This window comes from Halomonas sp. YLB-10 (assembly GCF_003856855.1).
GTDB lineage: Bacteria > Pseudomonadota > Gammaproteobacteria > Pseudomonadales > Halomonadaceae > Halomonas > Halomonas litopenaei.
Genome location: NZ_RRCU01000006.1, coordinates 337,249 through 357,599, shown reverse-complemented (window position 1 = coordinate 357,599; position 20,351 = coordinate 337,249). Strand labels below are relative to the sequence as shown.

The window sequence follows — 20,351 nt, the reverse complement described above, 5'->3', positions numbered from 1 at the left end:
GGGTCACTCGGCGCGGAAGTTGTCGTGACACCCCTTGCAGGTATTGCCGACGGTGGCCACCTGCTTGAACAGCGCATCCTGGTCACCACCGTCGGCCATCTCGGCGAGTTTTGCGGTTTCCTCGATCAGGGTGTGGTAGCGCTGGTCGAAGTCTTCGTAGTCATCGGCGATGTCCGCCAGGGCATCGGTCTCGACGCCATGGTCGTCTCCCTGCAGTGAGCCCTTGACGAAACCTTCCCAGGGTAGCGGTGCCACGGCGGCGAGGCGACGCGCCTTCTCGAGAAACAGGTCGGCGTCGAAGTCGCGCTTGCCCTGGGCCATCGCGCCCAGCGGGCCGATCTGCCAGGCCATCACGCCCAGCGCGTCCTGACGGTATTCGATGGCGTCTTCGATCTCGACGCTGGCATCGGGGAGTTCCTCGGCGAGTGCACAGGCGCTGGCCAACGTTAGTCCAAGTCCGGTCACGAGGGCATGCAACGGGGTCACGGTCATTGTCCTTACTCCTTGCCTGGCGACATGGGCCGGGCGTTGTCGAGGATGGCGTCGCGAATGCAACGACATTCTCAAGATAGCAAGGAGAGCGGCTGCCGCCAGAAGGGCATGACGGTCGGCCTGAACAAGAGCTATGAATTGCCCTGGTGCTGTCGCATCTGACGAGAGCGAAAGCGTGCGTAGCCCATGCAGCCGGTAAACAGCACCAGCGCCACCAGTGCCTCAGCGACGCCACGCAGACCGAGTCCCGGCAGGGTGGCGATCATCACCCCCTGGGCGAAGTAGAGCAGACTGACGAAGGCCAGCCAGGCATGGCCCCGTGGACGGCGGGTCAGGATGGATGGCAGAAACAGCACAAGAGGCAGCACGAAGGCGATCATCGGACCGAAACGATTGCCGTCGGCTTCCACCGCGATACCGCGGTACACCATCATTGCCAGCAGCAGGCCAAAGCCGACCAGCACCAGCTGGCGCGACTGTCGGGTCAGGCGGTCAAGCCCGCGCCGCTGTTCTACCCCCTCAAGCCAGGCTCTCATGAGGCCCCCTTGCGGGCGTCAGCCAGAGCGAGCGTCAGCCGCGCCAGGCGCGCGCCCTGGGCGAAGGCCAGCTCACGCTCGTGTTCGTCCAGCGGGCGATCGCTGCGAACGCCAGCCAGGTGGCTGACGCCGTAGGGGGTGCCTCCGCCCTGGGTGCGGGTCAGGGCCGTCTCGCTGTAGGGCAGCCCGGCGTAGACCATGCCATGGTGGAGCAGCGGCATCAGCATCGTTACCAGCGTCGTCTCCTGGCCGCCGTGCAGGCTCGAGGTGGAGGTGAAGGCGGTGGCGGGCTTGTCGATCAGCGCTCCTGACAGCCACAGCTCGCTGGTGCCGTCGAGAAAGTGCTTGAGAGGAGCCGCCATGTTGCCGAAGCGTGTGGGGCTGCCGAGCGCCAGGCCACTGGCGTTGCGAAGATCGTCGAGGTCAGCGTAGATAGCGCCTTCGGCGGGAATTTCCGGGTCCACCGCTTCACAGGTCGGTGACACCGGAGCCACGGTACGCAGGCGAGCATCGACGCCGGCGACAGACTCGACACCGGCGGCGATGCGCTCGGCCAGCGCCCGGGTGGCGCCCTGGCGGGAGTAGTAAAGGACCAGAACGTAGGGCAGATCCGACATGCACTTTCCTTATGGCAAGAGCCTATGGGTTGACGAAAGCCCGAGGCAACGGGCGAAGAGGCTGGCTGGCCTCAACTCTCCAGCAGTGACGTGATGGCCTCGGGCGGGCGGCCGATTACCGCTCGCTCGCCGTTGTCGAGAATCGGGCGCTGGAGGATTCGAGGATGGGCCAGGATGGCAGCCACCACCCGGGATTCATCCTCACGGTCGGCGCCCAGGCTCTTCCATTCGGTCTCGTTGGCGCGCACCAGGTCGCTGAGCTTGCCGTCCAGCCGGGCGATCAGGCCACGCAATTCCTCACCGTCCAGGGGATCGTCGAGGTAGCGGCGGACCTGGACCTCGGCGCCGGCCTGCTCCAGCAGGGCAAGGGCTTCGCGGGACTTCGAACAGCGAGGGTTATGCAATAGCGTGAGTGCAGCCATGACAGCTCCGGTCGAGTGGGAATCGGCGGCTATTGTAGATCGCCGGCGCGACCGGCCACAACGACGCGCCGCCAAGACAGGTCATTGCTCGAGAAGGCGATAGGCCCAGACCTCAGCGCCGCGAGCGAGGGTTAGCCTGACGCGCTCGTAGCGCACGCCCAGACGCTCGTAGCGGTCCAGTTCGGCCAGGGTCTCGCTATCCACCGCCAGTAGCTGTCCGGCCACCTGGTCGTCACGATCGACCTCCAGGTCGAGCCCCTCTCGGCGATACCCCGGGAGCAGTGCGGGCGTCGACTCGAGTCTTTCTCCGGTCACCAGCCAGCGCACCCATGGGGAGCGCAGGGTGCCGTAGACAAAGACTGGGTGGGGGCCGTCAGCGGACTGCTCCATGGCGGCCGGAGGTGTATAGCCATAGGGGCTCTGGTAGGTGTACCAGAACCAGCCATAAAGGCCGATGATCAGTGCGCCAACAAGACAGAGCAGGCGGGCAAGCCAGAGCGTCAGGGTGTTCATGGGGACCAGTGACAAATGAGCGGTGTGTGCCGGAAATCGAAAGGTGGCGTGTCTCGCTTGACTAGCCTCTCACCAGGCGGCCGGCTTGTCGAACCGAGGTTTCCCTCTATCGGCGGCGGTCCCGGCCTTGCTAGGATAAAGATTCCCGCCAAGACGAGGAGGTGCCCCATGAGCGAATTTCTCCGCGCCGAGTCTTTTGATGGTGCCCATGATGATGTGGACTTCAAGGCCATGATGGGGGACGTCCAACCACTGCGCCAGGCCAACAATCGCGCCGATGCCGGCCGTCGCCGAGGCGCGCCAACCGAATCACAGATGGCCAGGCGCCGTCATGCCCTGAGTGGAGACGACGGGCTTGACGGGCTCAGTGACGACTTCGTCGACCTGGTGCCTCCCTTCGATCCGCTGGAATATCGCCGCGATGGCATTCAGACCGGGGTGGTCGAGCGCCTGCGGCAGGGCGGGTATCCGGTGCAGGCCAGTCTTCACCTGCTGCGGCGCCCGTTGCATGAATGCCGGGGGAGTCTGCCCCAGTTCATCCGCGACGCCTACGCGGCGGATCTGCGCTCGGTGTTGATCGTCCATGGACGCAGCCGCGAGATCGATGGCGCCGCCAATGTGCTGCGCTCCTGTCTGGCCAAGTGGCTACCCGCCCTCGACGAGGTCCAGGCGTTCGTGTCTGCTCAGGAGGCTGACGGTGGACTCGGCGCCACCTGGGTGATGCTCAGGAAGAGCGAGCGTGCCCGCGCGGCGAACCGTGAACGCCAGCAGAAGCGTCGCGGATAGACCTGGCGAAGCCTGTTGCGGCTTCCCGGCCGCTTTCCTGCATCGATCCTCTTGTTACTCCTTTCCACCCGGCGCCATCCTGCAGATGGCGCCGTATCGCTTGCGTGGCCTCGCCAAGGACGCCATCGAGACAATCGGCATCAAGTTGGAACAGTCTGCACTGGCTGCCGCGACTAGGGTTCCTATAGCGCGATAGTGGCAAGCAATGCGCTGGCAGGGTCACGGCAAGGTGGGGAGCGACTTGATGAGTCATCCACTGCCGGTGCAGTGGCCTTACGACGTCATTCAGTTGGCAGGGGGCTACATGATCATCGCGGAACTTCACGACCACTGGCAGTGGTTCAAGCATCACTCGATACCTACCTTGGGGCACCCCTACTGGCACTGCGATGAGCTGATGCCATTGCTGCGCCGGCTGGACCGGGCGAACCGGCGGATTCAGGACTTCGGCCCGGTATTCACCGACCATGACCAGCAAAAGCTGGATCATCTGCGTGATCGCGCCATGGCACTAGTCGAGCAGGCGAGTGAAACGGCGACAAGGTGTCAGCAGCGGCTGGCGCTGGGCGACCAGGGGAGCTCTCGACCGCTTGACGAGCAAGAGCGGGCCTTGCTGCTGTCTTTCTACACGCTTCACGTCATCGAGCCTCTGGAGGATGCCCGGGCCCATCTGCTCGAAGAGCTTGGCTAGTCGACCTCTGGCATCGGGGGCGGAGACGACAGACAAGGACATTGATGTCACCAGACATCAGAGCAGCAACTGACGCTCGCACCACTCTCGGTGCCAGTCCTGGGGGCTGGCACCGTATTGACGCCTGAAGGCACGGGTGAAGCTGGCGGCGTTAAGGTAGCCGCAGTGGTACGACAGCTGATCGATGCTGGGCGGATGGCGGGTCTTGAGTCTGGCCCTTGCCTGTTCCAGCCGGGTTCGCCTGAGGGTCTCGGCCACGCTCTCTGGATGGGCCGCAAAGGCGCGGTAGAGCCCGGCACGGGAGCAGCCCAAGGCGTGAGCGATGCTGTCGACGTTCAACCGAGGCTCACCGGCGTGCAGTTCGATATAACGACAGGCGGCATTCATCAGGCTTTCGCGCTGGGTCGCCTCCCACTCGAGCGACAGCGGCCCTTTCAACTGTGCCAGCGCCACCAGGCTCATGTCGCAGGCGGTATCTAGCGCGCACTCCAGAGCCTCCCCAGCGAAGGCCTCTCGCTCCTTGATGACACCCAGCAGATGGGCCGTGAGCATGCGTGTCATGGCGTTGTCGGGCAGGGAGAAAGGGCTCGACCCGGCCAGCGTAAGCGCACCGGGCGCCTTGGCGTGGACCTGATCTCGAGGAATCATCAGGTACAGCATCGAATGTCGCATGGCGAGGCTGGAAAGTGGCTGGCAGCTATCCAGCACCACCAGGCCGCTCTGGCTGGTGACACGAAGTCGTCGGTCAGGGCCTTGCCGCAGGCGCGCCTCCCCGGCAAGCGTCAGACTGACCAGCACACAGTTGCCATTGTCCTGGGCAAAGTGAGCAGCGGTGTCGTCGTTGGTACACCAGCCAAGGACGGCACCACCAGCGCTTGAAGCACTGATCACGCAGGCTCGATAGTCGCCGGCATGGCGGCCCTGGGGAAGGTCGAGCGCTATGGAGGGATGAAGACTGCGCCAGTAGTCAAAGCGTAACTCTGGTGCAACCACCATCGTCGAGTGACGCTGAAAGGCCGCCAGGGGGGATGGCGCTTCGCTGGACATAAGGAGCCTGAACAAGGTCTGGGGTGCGTGATCATCATCTGTTGCGCGTTCGAGCAGCGCTTGTTCAGCATAGATCACTACGCCAACTGGTTCGGCGGCCAGTGGCGAGCTACCTCCAATGCCTGAGAAAAAGATGAGATTGGCTCGTCTTTCAGGATCTATGGCTTACATATTGTGCATGAATAAGCATGGATGGGCATGAACGGGTATAAAGCGCGGCACATCGATATCCCATCTGCTGGTGCCCCTTCCACCAGACACGACAATGCCGCGATTCCTGCTGGCGCCAGCCTGTCACCACTGGGGCGATGGCGCCGGAGATCGCGGCATTGTTGATGGTGATGCTTCCTGCTTGCCTGGCAGGAGGTCGGTCGAACCAGGCAAGCTGTCCAACCCGGATAGGGTCAGGCGACGGCAGTTTCCCGCTGGCGTTCACGCGCCTCGCGCTGACGGCGCAGGAACATCGGCTCCGGGTTGTCGACGGACACCTGGTAGTGGCGCGAGAACACCGTGAGCGAAGCCAGGGCGTCTTCCACGACCTGGTCTTCGCGCAGCGAAAAGGCGTCGAAGCCACAGCGCGCCATATAGGACAACTGGTCGATCAGTACGTCGCCCACGGCACGGATCTCGCCCTTGAAACCGTGACGCTCCCTGAGTACCCGGGCCAGCGAATAGCCGCGGCCGTCGGTAAATTTGGGAAAGTCGATGGCGACCAGCGGCGCGTCTCTGAGTGCGGCGACGGTGTCCTCATCGAGCTGGGTGTCGCTGGGCAGCCAGGGCGCCAGGTCGTCGCGACGCTCGGCGGCCAGCCAGACGTCCAGGCGGACGATGGTCATGGGCTTGACGGGGTTTGCACCCTCGTCATCGACGTCAGACTGGAGCACCCAGGCGTCTTCCACCAGGCGGCGTTCCTTGATAAGCGGGCGTTGCGGCGTCTGCTCAGGCATAAACGTGCTCCTTGAAGGGTTTCAGACCGATGCGGCGATAGGTGTCGATGAAGGTTTCGTCGGCTTCGCGGGCGCCAACATACACCTGCAGCACCTTGTCGATGACCTCCGGCACATCTTCGCGGAAGAAGGAGGGGCCGAGTATCTTGCCCAGCGAGGATTCGTTGCCCTGACTGCCGCCGAGGGATATCTGGTAATACTCCTCGCCTTTCTTGTCCACGCCGAGAATGCCGATGTGGCCGACGTGGTGATGACCGCAGGCGTTCATGCAGCCGGAAATGTTGAGATCCAGCGGGCCAAGGTCGTAGAGGAAGTCGAGGCTGTCGAAGCGCTCCTGGATCGCCTGGGCCACCGGAATGGACTTGGCGTTGGCCAGGGCGCAGTAGTCGCCGCCAGGGCAGCAGATAAGGTCCGCCAGGGTGCCCACGGTGGGGTTGGCCAGGCGCAGCTCCTCGAGCTTGTGCCACAGTTCCTCGATGCGGTCGACGGCCACGTCGGACAGCACCAGATTCTGCTCGTGGGTCACCCGCAGCTCGCCGAAGCTGTATTCATCGGCCAGGTCGGCGATCTGGGCCATCTGCTCGGAGGTGACGTCACCCGGCGAGTGACCACTGCGCTTGAGTGACAGGGTGACGGCCTTGTAGCCCGGCACCTTGTGGTCGGTGACGTTGTTGGTGACGAAGCGGGCGAAGGCCCGGTTGTCCCGACGCAACGCCTCGAAGGCCTCGATGGCGGCGTCATCCACCTTGCGACGGGGCGGATCGACGAAGTGCGCCGCCATGTCGTCGATGGCCTGCTGATTGAGGGTCTGGGCGCCGTCCTTGAGGTGGGCCCATTCTTCCTCGACGCGCCGACGCATCTCGTCGATGCCGAGTGCCTTGGTCAGGATCTTGATGCGCGCCTTGAACTTGTTGTCGCGGCGACCGAACTGGTTGTAGACCCGCAGCACTGCCTCGAGGTAGGTCAGCAGGTGCTGCCAGGGCAGGTCCTCGCAGATGGTCTCGCCGATCATCGGAGTACGGCCGAGACCGCCACCGACCAGCACCTTCACGCGGACGTCGCCGGCGTCGTTGCGCCACAGACGCAGACCGATGTCGTGGACCTGAATGGCGGCACGATCCTCGGCGGCGCCGGTCACGGCGATCTTGAACTTGCGCGGCAGGTAGTAGAACTCCGGGTGGAAGGTCGACCACTGACGAATCAGCTCACACCAGGGACGCGGATCCACTTCTTCATCGGCGGCGATGCCGGCGAACTGGTCGGTGGTGGTGTTGCGGATATCGTTGCCGCTGGTCTGGATCGAGTGCATCTGCACGCTGGCGAGCTGTGCGAGCATTTCGGGCACGTCCTCGAGCTTCGGCCAGTTCAACTGAAGATTGGTACGGGTGGTGAAGTGGCCGTAGCCGCGGTCATAGCGGGCGGCCAGCTCACCGAGCTTGCGCAGCTGGTAGGAGGCCAGCATGCCATAGGGGATGGCGATGCGAAGCATGGGCGCGTAACGCTGTACGTACAGACCGTTCTGCACCCGGATCGGGAGGAATTCTTCCTCGCTGATCTTGCCTTCGAGGTAGCGACGCATCTGGTCGCGGAAATGTGCGACGCGTTCGTCGACCAGGGTCTGATCATGGTTGTCGTAGCGATACATTCAGCGCGTTCCTGCAGCCAGGGAATGACGGGACGTTGCGGGTTACTCTACCTGCACGCCATTATGCTATAAAAGAATAAATAGTCATAGTTTGGGTGCAAAAGGTAATTAAAAGGTGTTGATAGGCGTCGTGCGGGGCGCTACACCTTCAGACTCTGCCAGCGGCGGCGTTGCCAGATCACCGCAAAGCACAGCGAGTTGAGCGCGCGGTAGCCTAGCTGACACCACCAGATGCCGGCCAGGCCGAAGCCTTCATGCACGCCGAACCACCAGGCCAGCGGCAGGAAGACCAGCCACTGACCGGTCAAGGTCAGCTGCATCACCGTACGGTTGGCGCCGGCGCCGAGCAATGTCTGGGTGAACACCAGGGCGGCGGCGTCGAGCACGATCATCAGCGCGGTCAGGCGCAGCGGATCGACGCCCAGGGCGATCAGTTCGGGGTTATGCAGAAACAGGCCCAGCACGGCTTCCGGCATCAACGCCATGGGCAGGGACAGGGCAGCGAGCAGCAACCAGGCCATGTGCACCACCTCCCAGCCCCAGCGGTGGGCCCTTTCCGGCGACTCGCGCCCCAGCGCCTCGCCGACCAGGCTCATCGCTGCCATGCCGAGGCCCACGCCGGGCAGAATCAGCAACAGCGATAAGTTAACCAGCACATGGCCCACCGCCACGCTGGCGGTGTCGACCTGGCCGAGGATCCAGAACAGCACGGCGTAGCCGGCGGCGAACCAAAGCTGCTGAAAGGAGTGCGGCGTGGCCAGCTTCAGGGTGGTGGCCATGGTGCTGCCGCCGAGTCGCCAAGGCGAATGACACGGCCTGTGACGAGTGCCGCGATGGCCAGGCGTATGGCTCAACCAGGCCCAGATGGCGACACCGGCAAACAGCGACAGGCTGCTGCCGAGCCCGGCACCGCTGACGCCCATGGCGGGCAGGCCCCAGTAGCCGAAGATCAGGCCGATGCTGGCCAGCAGGTTGACCAGATGCATTACCAGCATGATCCGCAGGTACAGGCCGGTCTGCTGGATGCCGTTCCAGTAGCCTCGGTAGCAGAAGATCATCGCCACCGGCAGCAGCGCGATCAGACGCCAGCGAAAGTAGTCCACCGCCATCGACGTCACCAGCGGATCGTCGTTGAGCCAGGCCATGATCGGACCGGCCTGCCACAGACACAGAACCATCAACGGCAGGCCGATCATGACGGCCAGGGTAAGTCCCGCCGCCAGCGGCTCCCCGCGTGGATCGTGGCGCAGCTCAACGCCAAGCTCGGCGGCCGCCGAGGCAACGGGCGTCTGATGGCGTTCGCCATGGCGCCGCGCTACCTGGGCCTGAACCCCCGACGACAGCCCGAACAGGCAGGCGGTGACCATGAACATGGCGTAGCCGCCGATGCCGGCGGCGGCCAGCTCGGTCTCGCCGAGCCGGCCCACCAGGGCGGCATCGACCAGGTTCATCAGGCTCTGGCTCAACATGCCGGCCATGATCGGCAGCGCCAGGCGCAGGATCAGACGCCAGCGCGTCAGGTCGGGCAGCAGGGCCTGTTGTTGCAGGGAACGCATCAGGCGTCGTAGGACAGTACCGGCGACAGCCAGCGTTCCATGACGTCCAGCTCCATGCCCTTGCGACTGGCCAGGGCCTCGACCTGATCCCGGGTAATCTTGCCGGTGGCAAAGTACTTCGACTGCGGGTGGGAGAAGTACCAGCCGGACACCGCCGCCGCCGGCCACATGGCAAAGCTCTCGGTCAGTTCGAGTCCGGTGCTGGCCTCGGCGTCGAGCATGCGGAACAGCGTCGCCTTCTCGGTGTGGTCAGGGCAGGCGGGGTAGCCGGGGGCAGGGCGGATGCCCTGGTACTTCTCGGCAATCAACGCCTCATTGTCGAGCTGTTCCTCGGGTACGTAGGCCCAGAACTCCTTGCGCACCCGTTCATGGATCAGTTCGGCGAAGGCCTCGGCCAGGCGATCGGCCAGCGCCTGCACCATGATGGCGTTGTAGTCGTCGCCCTTGGCCTTGTAGGCCGCAGACAGCTCCTCGACGCCGTGACCGGCGGTGACCGCGAAGCCCCCGATCCAGTCCGGCTTGCCGCTGTCCTTCGGGGCGATGAAGTCGGCCAGGCTGTAGCAAACTCCCTCTCGGTTCTTGGTGGTCTGCTGGCGAATATGGTGCAGACGCTCGATCACCTCGCCGCGGGTCTCGTCTGAATAGACTTCGATGACGTCGTCATCGACGCTGTTGGCGGGCCACAGGCCGATGACCCCGCGCGCCTGAATCAGGCGCTCATCGATCAACTTGCGCAGCATCACCTGGGCCTCGTCGAACAGTTGGCGTGCGGCTTCGCCGACCACCTTGTCGTCGAGGATCTTCGGATACTTGCCGACCAGCTCCCAGCTCATGAAGAAGGGCGTCCAGTCGATACGATCGACCAGTTCGTTGAGGTCGTAGTCCTCGAACACCTTGAGACCGGTAAAGGTCGGCGCCGGCGGGGTATACCCCTGCCAGTCCAGCGCCGGCTTGCGCGCCCGGGCATCGGCGTAGGACAGGTCGGCGGCCTTGGGGCGGCGCTTGGCGTTGCGCTCGCGGACCTTGACGTACTCGTCTCGAATCTCGTTGACGTAGGCCTCTTTCAGCCCCGGTGACAGCAGCTTGCCGGCCACGCCCACGGCACGTGAGGCGTCGGTCACATAGATCACCGGCTGTTCGTACTGGGGTTCGATCTTGACCGCGGTATGCGCCTTGGAGGTGGTGGCGCCGCCGATCAGCAGCGGCAGCTCGAAGCCCTGGCGCTGCATCTCCTTGGCCACGTGGACCATCTCGTCAAGCGAAGGGGTAATAAGCCCCGACAGGCCGATGATGTCGGCGTTCTCTTCCCGGGCGGTCTTGAGGATCTTGTCGGCAGGCACCATCACGCCGAGGTCGATCACCTCGTAGTTGTTGCACTGGAGCACCACGCCGACGATGTTCTTGCCGATGTCGTGGACGTCGCCCTTGACCGTGGCCATGACGATCTTGCCCTTGGCCTGGGTGTCTTCGCTCTTTTCCGCCTCGATGTAGGGGATCAGGTAGGCCACCGCCTGCTTCATCACCCGCGCCGACTTGACCACCTGGGGCAGGAACATCTTGCCGGCACCGAACAGGTCGCCGACTACGTTCATGCCATCCATCAGCGGCCTCTCGATCACCTCGATGGGGCGAGTCGCGCGCTGGCGGGCCAGTTCGGTGTCATCCTCGATGTAGGCGGTGATGCCCTTGACCAGAGCATGCTCGATGCGCTTCTCGACCTCCCAGCTACGCCACTCGAGGTCCTCCTTCTTCTCACCGCCGGAGCCGTCGCCCTTGTACTTGTCGGCGATATCGAGCAGCCGCTCGGTGCTGTCATCACGGCGATTGAGAACCACATCCTCGACGGCTTCGCGCAGCTCTTCCGGCAGGTCGTCATAGACCGCCAGCTGGCCGGCGTTGACGATGCCCATGGTGAGCCCTGCGCGAATCGCGTGGTAGAGAAATACCGAGTGGATCGCCTCGCGCACCGGATTGTTGCCGCGAAACGAGAAGGACACGTTGGAAACGCCGCCCGACACCATGGCGTGGGGCAGGTGTTCGCGAATCCAGCGGGTGGCCTCGATGAAGTCCACCGCGTAGTTGTTGTGCTCGTCGATGCCGGTGGCGATGGCAAAGATGTTGGGGTCGAAGATGATGTCTTCGGCGGGGAAGCCGATATCGTCCACCAGCACCCGGTAGGCGCGCTGGCAGATTTCGGTCTTGCGCGCGAAGGTGTCCGCCTGGCCGGACTCGTCGAAGGCCATCACCACCACTGCGGCGCCATGACGGCGGCACTCGGTAGCCTGGTGGCGGAAGGCCTCTTCACCTTCCTTGAGCGAGATCGAGTTGACCACCGCCTTGCCCTGGATGCACTTGAGGCCGGCCTCGATGATCTCCCACTTGGAGGAGTCGACCATGATCGGCACCCGCGCGATGTCCGGCTCACCGGCGATCAGATTGAGAAAGCGCACCATGGCTTCCTGGGACTCGAGCATCCCCTCGTCCATGTTGATGTCGATCACCTGGGCGCCGTTCTCGACCTGCTCGAGCGCCACCTCCAGGGCGGTGGTGTAGTCCTCTTCCTTGATCAGTCGCTTGAAGCGAGCAGAGCCTGTGACGTTGGTACGTTCCCCGACGTTGACGAACAGCGAATCGTGCTCGATGTTGAATGGCTCCAGGCCAGACAGACGGCAGGCTCTGCTGCGGTCTGGAATCTGGCGCGGGGGCAGGTCCTTGATCGCGCGGTGGATGGCGGCGATATGCTCGGGGGTGGAGCCACAGCAGCCACCGATGATGTTGACCAGGCCACTGCGCGCGAACTCGGCGACGATCTCGGCCATCTCCTCGGGGGTCTGGTCGTACTCGCCAAACTCGTTGGGCAGACCCGCGTTGGGGTGAGCCGAGACGAAGGTGTCGGCCTTGGTCGACAGCTCCTCGACGTAGGGGCGCAGCTCCTCTGCGCCGAGGGCACAGTTGAGGCCCACGGTCAGCGGCTGGGCGTGGCGCACCGAATTCCAGAAGGCCTCGGTGGTCTGGCCCGACAGGGTGCGCCCGGAGGCGTCGGTAATGGTGCCGGAGATCATTACCGGCAGGCGCTCGCCGGTCTCGTCGAAGATCTCTTCGAGGGCGTAGATCGCCGCCTTGGCGTTCAGGGTGTCGAAGATGGTCTCGATCATGATCAGATCGGAGCCGCCTTCGATCAGTGCCAGGGCTGCCTCGCGGTAGTTGTCACGCAGGGCATCGAAGGTCACGTTGCGCTTGGCCGGGTCATTGACGTCCGGCGACAGCGAGGCGGTGCGCGAGGTAGGGCCAAGCACCCCGGCCACGTAGCGGGGCACCCCGGTCTCTTCGCCGACGTCGTCGCACACCTGGCGGGCCAGCCGAGCGGCTTCGCGATTGAGCTCCGGGACCAGCTCCTCCATGCCGTAGTCCGACTGGGACAGGCGAGTCGAGTTGAAGGTATTGGTCTCGAGGATGTCGGCACCCGCCAGCAGATAGTCGCGATGGATGCGCGCCACCAGATCCGGGCAGGTCAGGGCCAGCAGATCGTTGTTGCCCTTGAGGTCCGACGGCCAGTCCTTGAAGCGCTCGCCGCGGAAGTCTTCCTCGCTCAAGGCCGCATTCTGCAACATCGTGCCCATGCCGCCATCCAGCATCAGAATGCGGTCTTTCAGGCTATCGATGAGGCGGGCTGTCTGAGGGGTCGGTGCTGCTACGGCCATGGGCGGGTGTGTCTCCAGCTAGACGCTTGTCAGGTCGACGAACGATAAAATTTTTATGGGCCAGCGCTTGTGTCCACGCGGCAGGACCCCCATGTGCATGCCGGAATACACGGCGATGTCTCGGGAGTCGGTCGAAGGGGCCATATGGTACCAAAGCACCGGGCCTGGCGGCAGGGGCAGCGTACCTGCGAAGGCGGAAACCAAAATCCGAGTAAAATACTCGGGATTGAGTCTGACGCAGGTGTCGCTTACCATGGTCCTGACCAAACCCGCGGGGCCACAGCGCCCGCTGTCAGGCGGGGCGAACTAGCGAGAGACCCATGAGCGAGAATATCCAGATCACCGACAGCGCACAGGACTACCTGGCGGAGCTGCTCGAGAAGCAGAACGTCGAAGGTATCGCGGTGCGGATCTTCATCACCCAGCCGGGCACGCCCTACGCCGAGACCTGCCTGGCGTACTGCCGGCCGGGCGAGGAAGAGCCCAGCGACGAGCGCCTGGAGCTTTCCAAGATCGCCGTCTATCTCGACGCCAACAGCATTCCGTTCCTGGAAGAGGCGGTGGTCGACTTCAACGCCGACCGCATGGGCGGCCAGCTGACCATCAAGGCGCCCAACGCCAAGATGCCCAAGGTCAACGCCGACAGCCCGCTCGAGGATCGCATCAACTACATCCTCTACAGCGAGATCAACCCGGGCCTGGCGGCCCACGGTGGCGAGATCAAGCTGATGCAGCTGACCGACGACCAGGTGGCGGTGCTGGCCTTCGGCGGCGGCTGTCAGGGCTGCGCCGCGGTGGACCTGACCCTCAAGGAAGGCGTCGAGAAGACGCTGATGGAGCGCATCCCGGAACTTGCCGGCATCCGCGACGTCACCGACCACACCGACACCACCAACGCCTACTACCGTTGACGTTCAACCGCGCCGACTGGCGCACTGAGGTTCCGCCCTCAGGATCAAAGGTGAATCAACAACGCCGCTCCATGGAGCGGCGTTGTGGTGTTTGGGTAAACCATTAGGGGTAGGGGCGCGCGAGACTGGTTGGGGAGCGATAGGCACCCCCTGTCGAGCCGGTGTCTGCGAACAGCCATCCACCGAAGTCATAGCGGAACTGCCGGCGGTCGCTGTTCTGGTTGGTTAGCGCCGAGAGCCGCAGCAGGCAGTCGTAGTGGTAGCTCGAATATAAATAATAAGAGCTGGACCATGGGGGGCACGGCGTTCGATGGGCTGGTCCTTGCATGCGCGGCAGGGTGTCATCGCCCGCGGCGGGTGCATGGGTGTAGTGACAGGCCTCGATCAGCCAGTGTTCGGGGTCGTACTGCTAGTGCCAGGTCTCACCACTGGGGGCGATGCGTCGGGTCAGGTTGCTGCTGGCGTCATAGTGGTTGTGGGTGCCGGCGTAGCGCTTGAGCAGGTTACCCATGGCCGGCGACAGGCTAGCCGGTGCGCCAGGATGATATCGGGTGCGATGATAGCGGGTGCGTTGGCCGGTGGAGACATCATGATGTCACAGATGCTCTCTGTGATACAATTTACATCCAACTTCGCAGATCCCTAACTTTCTGGCAACTCGGATAGTAGGTCACAGAATTCCTGCTCGCTTAACTCAAACTCTTCGCCCATATCCATTGCCATCAATGTGAGAAGTATGTTCTCTGTTTTTGAGGATATATAAATATCACTTTGTTGGTGTATGATAAATGCAGCTCTAGATATAGCATGTGCATCGTATTTTCCAGGGCATACTTTTTTGAGCTCCTTCGCAATGTGGGAATCACTCATTTCTGCTCCAGTTCTTAAGTTCGTAGCCGGTCGGGGGGGAGTGTTGGGAGCTTTGGGAGTCTAACGTCTTCCCATTAATGCTCTTCGGGTGTACCCGAATTACTGATCCAGACTGATCAAGACCTTCCATCCATTGCCTCACCGAACCAGAATTTTGATTATACTCTGTTACAAAAAATGCCCCTTAGTCGGACCCTCTGTACGCGCAGGAACTTCTTGAGTGTAGTAGCGTACTCTTCCATCAGGGAGAGTGCGAGTTGTAGCGGCATTTTGCTGTGCTTTTTGTAGTCCTGATAGCTTAGCTCTTAAAGCTGCCTGAGCATTCACATTTGCACAATACCCACTCAACCCCAGCGGATCCACCCATCCTGTCGGATTCGGAGCGTACATGTAAAATCATAAATCTATGTACTCTAAGCTGGCCCATTTTATATTTGGCATGGAAAATGGCTTTCCCTTTGTTTGGTATAGAATCAAGCTATCTCCAGCTTTCTTCCACCTCCCACCTAAAATTTTGGATATTTCTTGGGGTGTGTTTTTCGATATAATTGGACTGCCGATTTCTATCGAGAATTCATAATATTCTGGAATCTTCCAATACCTTTTTAGTCGACACAACTCTATTTCTTTATACGCCTCTAGTTTCTGGAGTAGAATATCACCTGCTGCACGCGCTTGCTCCACATCTGCAGCCTCAGTAAAAACATGAAGATTGACTATTCCTTTCAAAACTGGATCACCTGTGAGTAATTTTTCCATCAAGCGAAACATTAGCGTGTGTTCCGTCTCTTGTCGTCCATCCTATCTGCTCGCGACCAGTTCTTGATAACTGGACATCCCATTCAAAGGGCTCTCCGGCTGTTCGAGAAGGGCCTTTAGTCCACTCGTTCCCAAATCGATCAAGATAGCCTCGGTTGGGGCCCCTTGGAATTGGAGTTGAACCATCCCAACTCTCTGGAGGTACATATCGAATTCTTCCTGAGGTTGGCAACTGAGCATCTTTGATCCTAGCCGTTTTTGTCCTCGGTCTACTGCCGCGAGATTCCTCACAACACCGACTCAGCCCCAGCGGATCCACCCATCCTGTCGGATTGGGGGCGTACATGTACAGGTTTTCGCCGCCGGCCAGGCCTATCGGGTCCTGGGTGGTGAAGCGTCCCGTCTCTGGATCATAGTACCGATGGCGGTTGTAGTGCAGCCCGGTTTCTTCATCCAGGTACTGACCCTGGAAGCGCAGCGGATTGTCGGTGGTGCTGGGATTGCCGTGGCCGTCACTGGCCTGGATGAGCTTGCCCCAGGCGCGGTAGTGGCCGACCCAGGCGAGCTTGCCGTTGGACTTGCCGTCGCATTCTGCCAGCTCCATCGGGGTGCCGAGGTGGTCGGTGTGGATGCTGTAGAGCGTCGGCTCGGTTGACTGGTATTCGGTGTAGAGCACCGCGCCGGTGCCGCTGCGGGTGTGGACGGCCTCGAAGCGGTTTTCGAGCTTGGCGGCGGGCACGAAGCTGTCGGGTTCGAACAGATAGATCACCCGCCGTTCGGGGGTGAGGCCGGGGTACTCGAGCCGATGGCAGCGCTGGGCGATGGGCAGCGAGTGAGGCCGCTCGGGGTTCTCGCGGGCCAGTTCGAGCCGTTCGGGGCGAAACAGCGGCGGCAGGCCACCGACAAAGTGCTCTTCGCTTTGCAGCAGGTCACCGTCCCAGTTGAACACCGTCAGCTCACTGGGCTGGCCCTGGCGGTTCACCTCTTTCCACACCCGTCGGCCGAGGCCGTCGTAGGCGTAGCGGGCGCGCATGCGCGGCAGGGTGTCATCGCCCGCGGCGGGGGCATGGGGGTAGTAGCTGGCCTCGATCAGCCGGTGTTCGGGGTCGTACTGGTAGTGCCAGGTCTCACTGCCGGGGGCGATGCGTCGAGTCAGGTTGCCGCTGGCGTCGTAGTGGTAGTGGGTGCCGGCGTAGCGCTTGAGCAGGTTGCCCATGGCCGGCGACAGGCTGGCCGGTGCGCCTGGGTAATCGAGGCGAATGCGCTCCTCGGACCCGTGGTCGAGGTGATCGCGGGGGCGCTCGCGTCGCCAGCGGGTGGCGTCGGAGGGCGGGGTGCTGCTGCCGCTTTCGCTGGTTCGTTCTGGCGGCACGGGATCGACCAGATTGCCGGCCGGGTCGAAGGCGAACACTTCCTCGAGGCCGGGGGCGCTTGCCTGGCGCAGCCGGCCCAACGGGTCGTAGCCGTAGCGGGTGGTGCCACGCAGGTTGTCGTCCACCTGGCTGAGCAGGCCGTTGGCGCTGTAGTGCCACTGGCGCCTGACGGTGGGGTGTCGGGGGCGGTCCTCGACAGCGTCCTCGAGGGTGCGGATGTGCTGCTCGATCAGGCGTCCCAGCGGATCGAAGCGTGATTCGACCTCGCGGCTGCCCTGGTGACGGCGCACCTCGCGATGCAGGTCGTCGCGCTCGAAGGCCATCAGCTCGCGCTGGTCCAGGGTCATGGCGTGGACATGGCCGGAGCCATAGCGCAGCCAGGCCAGGGTCTGGCCGTCGGGCAGGGTGGTGGTCTCGCGGTTGCCCAGGGCGTCGTGGGTGTGGCGGGTGACGCTGGAGTAGTCACCGCCGTTGGGCAGCTGATGACGCTGCACCTCGGCGATCAGGTTGTCGGCGGTGTCGAAGTGAAAGCGCGTCTCGCTGTGGCGGCTGGCGGCGCGGGTCAGGCGTCCCAGCGGGTCGTAGCCGTAGCGGGTGGTCAGGGCGGGCTGGCCCGGTCGCTGGCTCTCGCGCTCCAGCACCCGGCCCATGGCGTCGCGGGTGAAGGTGGTGACCAGCTCACCTTCGCGACGCTCGATCAGGGCACCGCCATCGTCGTAGCGGTAGTGGCGGGTGCGCCCGTCGAAGCCGGTGTCCTCGATCAGTCGTCCACCGCCGTCATAGCGGAACTGCCAGCGGTCGCCGTTCTGGTTGGTCAGTGCCGAGAGCCGCAGCAGGCGGTCGTAGTGGTAGGCGAAACGCTGGCCCATGGGGTCGCGGCGCTCGATCGGCTGGCCCTTGCCATTGTAGCGATAGCGGGTGCGCTGCCCGGTAGGATCGAGATACTGGGTCAGCCGGCCTTCGCCGTCGTGGGAGAAGTGCTCGATGGCGCCGTCGGGGTGCTCGACGCTCAACAGCAGGCCGGTGGCGTCGCGGGTGTAATGGGTGCGATGCCCGGCGGCGTCACGGCGCTCGATCAGCCAGCCGCGGTGGTCGTAGCGAAACTGGGTGGTCTTGCGTGAACAGTCGCTGGCACTGGTCAGCCGACCCTGGTCGTTCCAGCGGTACTGGTAGGTGTTGCCGGCGGCGTCGGTCATCGCCGTGGGCAGGCCGCGTGCGTTGTGACGGAAGGTGGTGACACGCCCGCTCGGGGCGATTTCTTGCAGCGGCAGCCCGCGTTCATCGAAGCGCAGCGAGCGTTCGCGTCCGTCAGGCTCGGTGACGCGCACCGGCAGGCCCTGGGCGTCGTAGTCGATGCGGGTGCTCAGGCCCTGGGGATCGACCGTCTCGATCAGCCGACCCTGGTCGTCATAGCGATAGTGGGTGGTGCGTCCTTCGCCGTCGATATGGCGGATCAGCCGGCCGTGCTCGTCCCAGCGCCAGTGCTCGCTGCCCAGCGCCGGGTGGAAGGGGTGAGTGATCGACTCGATCTGGTTGTGATAGTTGTAGCGGTAGAAGGTCACCACGCCGTCGGCGTCGGTGACGCGGGTGTACCACAGGCCGCGATGGTACTCGAAGCGGGTGTCTTCGCTGCCGTCTTCCAGGCGGTTGCGTACGCAGCGCGCGTCGTGAGCGGCGGGCAGGGCGCCCTCGGCCTTGCCCGGCCAGTCCCACTCGAGCTCCACCGCCAGGCCACTGCGGTGGGTGTAGCGGGTGACCAGATGGTGCTGGTACTGGTACTCGCGGGTGTAGCCGCGCATATCACGACTTTCGATCAGATCACCGTCGGCGCTGTGCAGGTAGCGGACCAGCACCTCGGGCTCGTGCGCCTCGGCGGGGGCCTCGCTGTGCCTGGCGACGCCCTTGCCGATGTCCTTGCCGACGTCTGCAGCGGGATAGTGGCGCACCACCTTGGCCAGCAGCCCCGCGCTGCTGTAGTGAAAGCGCAGCAGCAGGGCGGCGCCGTCGGTCAGCCGGTCCAGTCGGCCCTGGCGATAGCTCAGGTGCAGGGCGCGGCCGTCGCGCTCGCGCTGCTCGACCAGGCGGAAGTGGACGCGCTCGCCCCGCCCGGACTTGCCGATGCGGCGGTAGAGCTCCTGACTGCCGTCGAGGTAGTGAAGCCGGTAGTGCTCGCTGTCGGGGTGTTCCAGGGTCACGCTTTCACGCGGCAGGAAGCGGCTGCCGCCCACCTCGAGGGGGGGGCGATGGGAAGGGCACGGTTCAGGCTGTCGATAAAGGTCAACTGCTCGCCCAGGGCCTCGAAGCGGGTATGGAACGGGCTGCTCCAGCGGGCGCCCAGCTCGCTGTCATCGAGTTCGTCGATGCTGGAGCGGTAGTAGCGGGTCCATTCGACGTCGATCAGCCCCGGTACGCTGAAGTCGGTGTGCCACAGGTTCTCGTCACCCATCACATAGTCCACAGGGTTGGGACTGGTGGGGGTGGGGCGATGCAGCGAGCACACGCAGCCGGCCGGAGTGGCGCTTGGCTCGGCTTCGTGGCGGGTGGTCTGGCGATTGTCTGCCGACAGGTAGTGGACCGTACGTTGGCCGGTGACGGCGGTGCCCTGGTGATTGACGTCCCCACGTTGCGACGACCGGCGGCGAGTCGCCTGGGCCAGGTCGCGTATCATCGGCAACAGGCGCTCGAACCCGGCGTTGACCATGGACCTGGCCATCCCGCCGAGCTGGCTGAGAAAGGCGATGAGGCGCTGACGGTCGTCACCAAAGGCCTCGAGCAGGCGGTCAAAGGCAATGAATACGACACGCTTGCCTTTCTCGAGAAGGTTCCACCACTCGGGGTTCTCGTCGATCAGTTTGAGCTGTGTGGCGGCATCGACCGGGTTGTTGATGAACTCGGCGAGTTTGCCGACGATGGTGTCAATTTCGCGCAACAGCTTCGGTTTCTGTTCCTCGAGCTTGGATTCGAGTTCTGCCAGAAAATCCATCGCCGCACCGCTGGCCTGGTTGACCAGAATCTGAGCGACGATGTCGACGCCTTCACCGCGGGCAAACGCCTGTATGACTTCGCGGATCCCCGCACGTGCAGGTCGGGAGGCGTTGCCAAAGGCGGGCACCAGACCGATGGCGTCGATCACCAGCACCGCCCAGAGCCAGACGTTCTGGTAGTTCGGCGTGCCGTCTGCGTCGTTGCCATCGAGGTCAACCACGTCGCGGGCGGCGTCGCCGATGGCCATGACGTTACCGACCACCGGCAGCATGTAGGCGGCCTGGACGACCACGTCGAGTACCGTGACGGAATCTTCCTCCACGTCCATCATGATCACGGCTTCCGGGGTCTCGCCTTCGCTGTAGGGCTCGGCGGTGATCACCCGGCGATGGTTGAGTGCCTCTTTCAGAGGATCGTGGTCCAAACCTGGAATGACGTGGTTGCCCCAGCTTGTTCTCGCGGCCATGCTAAGTTTCCTTCCTTATGTCCCCACAAGAGGG

The 20,351-nt window shown here is 63.4% G+C and carries 17 protein-coding genes; 3 read left to right on the top strand and 14 right to left on the bottom strand.

Features of this window, described 5'->3' with window-relative positions:
* Positions 1–3 precede the first annotated feature (3 nt).
* The 5 genes from EBB56_RS15485 to EBB56_RS15465 form a co-directional block, all read right to left on the bottom strand.
* Complete coding sequence (locus tag EBB56_RS15485; protein ID WP_185696460.1) at positions 4–492, bottom strand: cytochrome c; 489 nt, start codon at positions 490–492, stop codon at positions 4–6.
* A 131-nt stretch (positions 493–623) separates the two neighbouring features.
* A complete protein-coding gene (locus EBB56_RS15480) occupies positions 624–1,028 on the bottom strand; it encodes a DUF2069 domain-containing protein (protein ID WP_045992201.1) in 405 nt (134 codons plus the stop codon).
* On the bottom strand, positions 1,025–1,645 hold the full coding sequence (gene wrbA, locus EBB56_RS15475) for an NAD(P)H:quinone oxidoreductase (RefSeq protein WP_045992200.1): 621 nt from the start codon (positions 1,643–1,645) through the stop codon (positions 1,025–1,027). The genes EBB56_RS15480 and wrbA overlap by 4 nt, the downstream gene beginning before the upstream one ends.
* A 71-nt stretch (positions 1,646–1,716) precedes the next feature.
* Positions 1,717–2,067 (bottom strand): arsenate reductase family protein, encoded by a 351-nt coding sequence (locus EBB56_RS15470; protein ID WP_124804751.1) that lies wholly within the window; start codon positions 2,065–2,067, stop codon positions 1,717–1,719.
* Positions 2,068–2,148: 81 nt separating this feature from the next.
* Positions 2,149–2,580 carry a gamma-glutamylcyclotransferase family protein gene (locus EBB56_RS15465; protein ID WP_124804750.1) on the bottom strand — a complete coding sequence of 144 codons (432 nt, stop codon included), beginning with the start codon at positions 2,578–2,580 and terminating at the stop codon, positions 2,149–2,151.
* 168 nt (positions 2,581–2,748) lie between these two features.
* On the opposite strand from EBB56_RS15465, the gene smrA reads away from it, so the two are divergent.
* Both smrA and EBB56_RS15455 read left to right on the top strand, forming a co-directional pair.
* Positions 2,749–3,366: a DNA endonuclease SmrA gene (gene smrA / locus EBB56_RS15460; RefSeq protein ID WP_124804749.1), complete on the top strand. Its 618-nt coding sequence runs from the start codon at positions 2,749–2,751 to the stop codon at positions 3,364–3,366.
* Positions 3,367–3,610: 244 nt separating this feature from the next.
* Positions 3,611–4,057 carry a hypothetical protein gene (locus EBB56_RS15455; protein ID WP_124804748.1) on the top strand — a complete coding sequence of 149 codons (447 nt, stop codon included), beginning with the start codon at positions 3,611–3,613 and terminating at the stop codon, positions 4,055–4,057.
* A 57-nt stretch (positions 4,058–4,114) separates the two neighbouring features.
* On the opposite strand, the gene EBB56_RS15450 is transcribed toward EBB56_RS15455, so the two are convergent.
* The 5 genes from EBB56_RS15450 to metH form a co-directional block, all read right to left on the bottom strand.
* Entirely contained in the window at positions 4,115–4,948 is an 834-nt protein-coding gene (locus EBB56_RS15450; RefSeq protein ID WP_185696459.1) for an AraC family transcriptional regulator, read from the bottom strand.
* Between the two features lie 560 nt (positions 4,949–5,508).
* The gene (locus EBB56_RS15445; protein WP_124804746.1) at positions 5,509–6,051 is read right to left on the bottom strand and encodes a DUF934 domain-containing protein; all 543 of its coding nucleotides are present in this window, start codon (positions 6,049–6,051) and stop codon (positions 5,509–5,511) included.
* Positions 6,044–7,696 (bottom strand): nitrite/sulfite reductase, encoded by a 1,653-nt coding sequence (locus tag EBB56_RS15440; protein ID WP_124804745.1) that lies wholly within the window; start codon positions 7,694–7,696, stop codon positions 6,044–6,046. The genes EBB56_RS15445 and EBB56_RS15440 overlap by 8 nt, the downstream gene beginning before the upstream one ends.
* Positions 7,697–7,836: 140 nt before the next feature.
* Positions 7,837–9,252, bottom strand: coding sequence for an MATE family efflux transporter (locus EBB56_RS15435; protein WP_185696458.1), 1,416 nt, complete (start codon positions 9,250–9,252; stop codon positions 7,837–7,839).
* The gene (metH, locus tag EBB56_RS15430; protein ID WP_124804744.1) at positions 9,252–12,953 is read right to left on the bottom strand and encodes a methionine synthase; all 3,702 of its coding nucleotides are present in this window, start codon (positions 12,951–12,953) and stop codon (positions 9,252–9,254) included. The genes EBB56_RS15435 and metH overlap by 1 nt, the downstream gene beginning before the upstream one ends.
* A gap of 320 nt (positions 12,954–13,273) precedes the next feature.
* Between metH and nfuA the strand changes: the two genes are divergently transcribed.
* Positions 13,274–13,864, top strand: a complete 591-nt coding sequence (gene nfuA / locus EBB56_RS15425) for a Fe-S biogenesis protein NfuA (protein ID WP_045992189.1) — start codon at positions 13,274–13,276, stop codon at positions 13,862–13,864.
* A 642-nt stretch (positions 13,865–14,506) separates the two neighbouring features.
* On the opposite strand, the gene EBB56_RS15420 is transcribed toward nfuA, so the two are convergent.
* The 4 genes from EBB56_RS15420 to EBB56_RS15405 form a co-directional block, all read right to left on the bottom strand.
* Positions 14,507–14,734 (bottom strand): hypothetical protein, encoded by a 228-nt coding sequence (locus EBB56_RS15420; protein WP_124804743.1) that lies wholly within the window; start codon positions 14,732–14,734, stop codon positions 14,507–14,509.
* Positions 14,735–15,130: 396 nt separating this feature from the next.
* Positions 15,131–15,505 carry a hypothetical protein gene (locus EBB56_RS15415; RefSeq protein WP_124804742.1) on the bottom strand — a complete coding sequence of 125 codons (375 nt, stop codon included), beginning with the start codon at positions 15,503–15,505 and terminating at the stop codon, positions 15,131–15,133.
* Positions 15,471–19,061, bottom strand: a complete 3,591-nt coding sequence (locus EBB56_RS15410; protein WP_124804741.1) for a polymorphic toxin type 17 domain-containing protein — start codon at positions 19,059–19,061, stop codon at positions 15,471–15,473. Before EBB56_RS15410 ends, EBB56_RS15415 begins: the two co-directional genes overlap by 35 nt.
* Positions 19,058–20,317, bottom strand: coding sequence for a DUF6531 domain-containing protein (locus EBB56_RS15405; protein WP_124804740.1), 1,260 nt, complete (start codon positions 20,315–20,317; stop codon positions 19,058–19,060). Before EBB56_RS15405 ends, EBB56_RS15410 begins: the two co-directional genes overlap by 4 nt.
* Between the last annotated feature and the right edge of the window lie 34 nt (positions 20,318–20,351).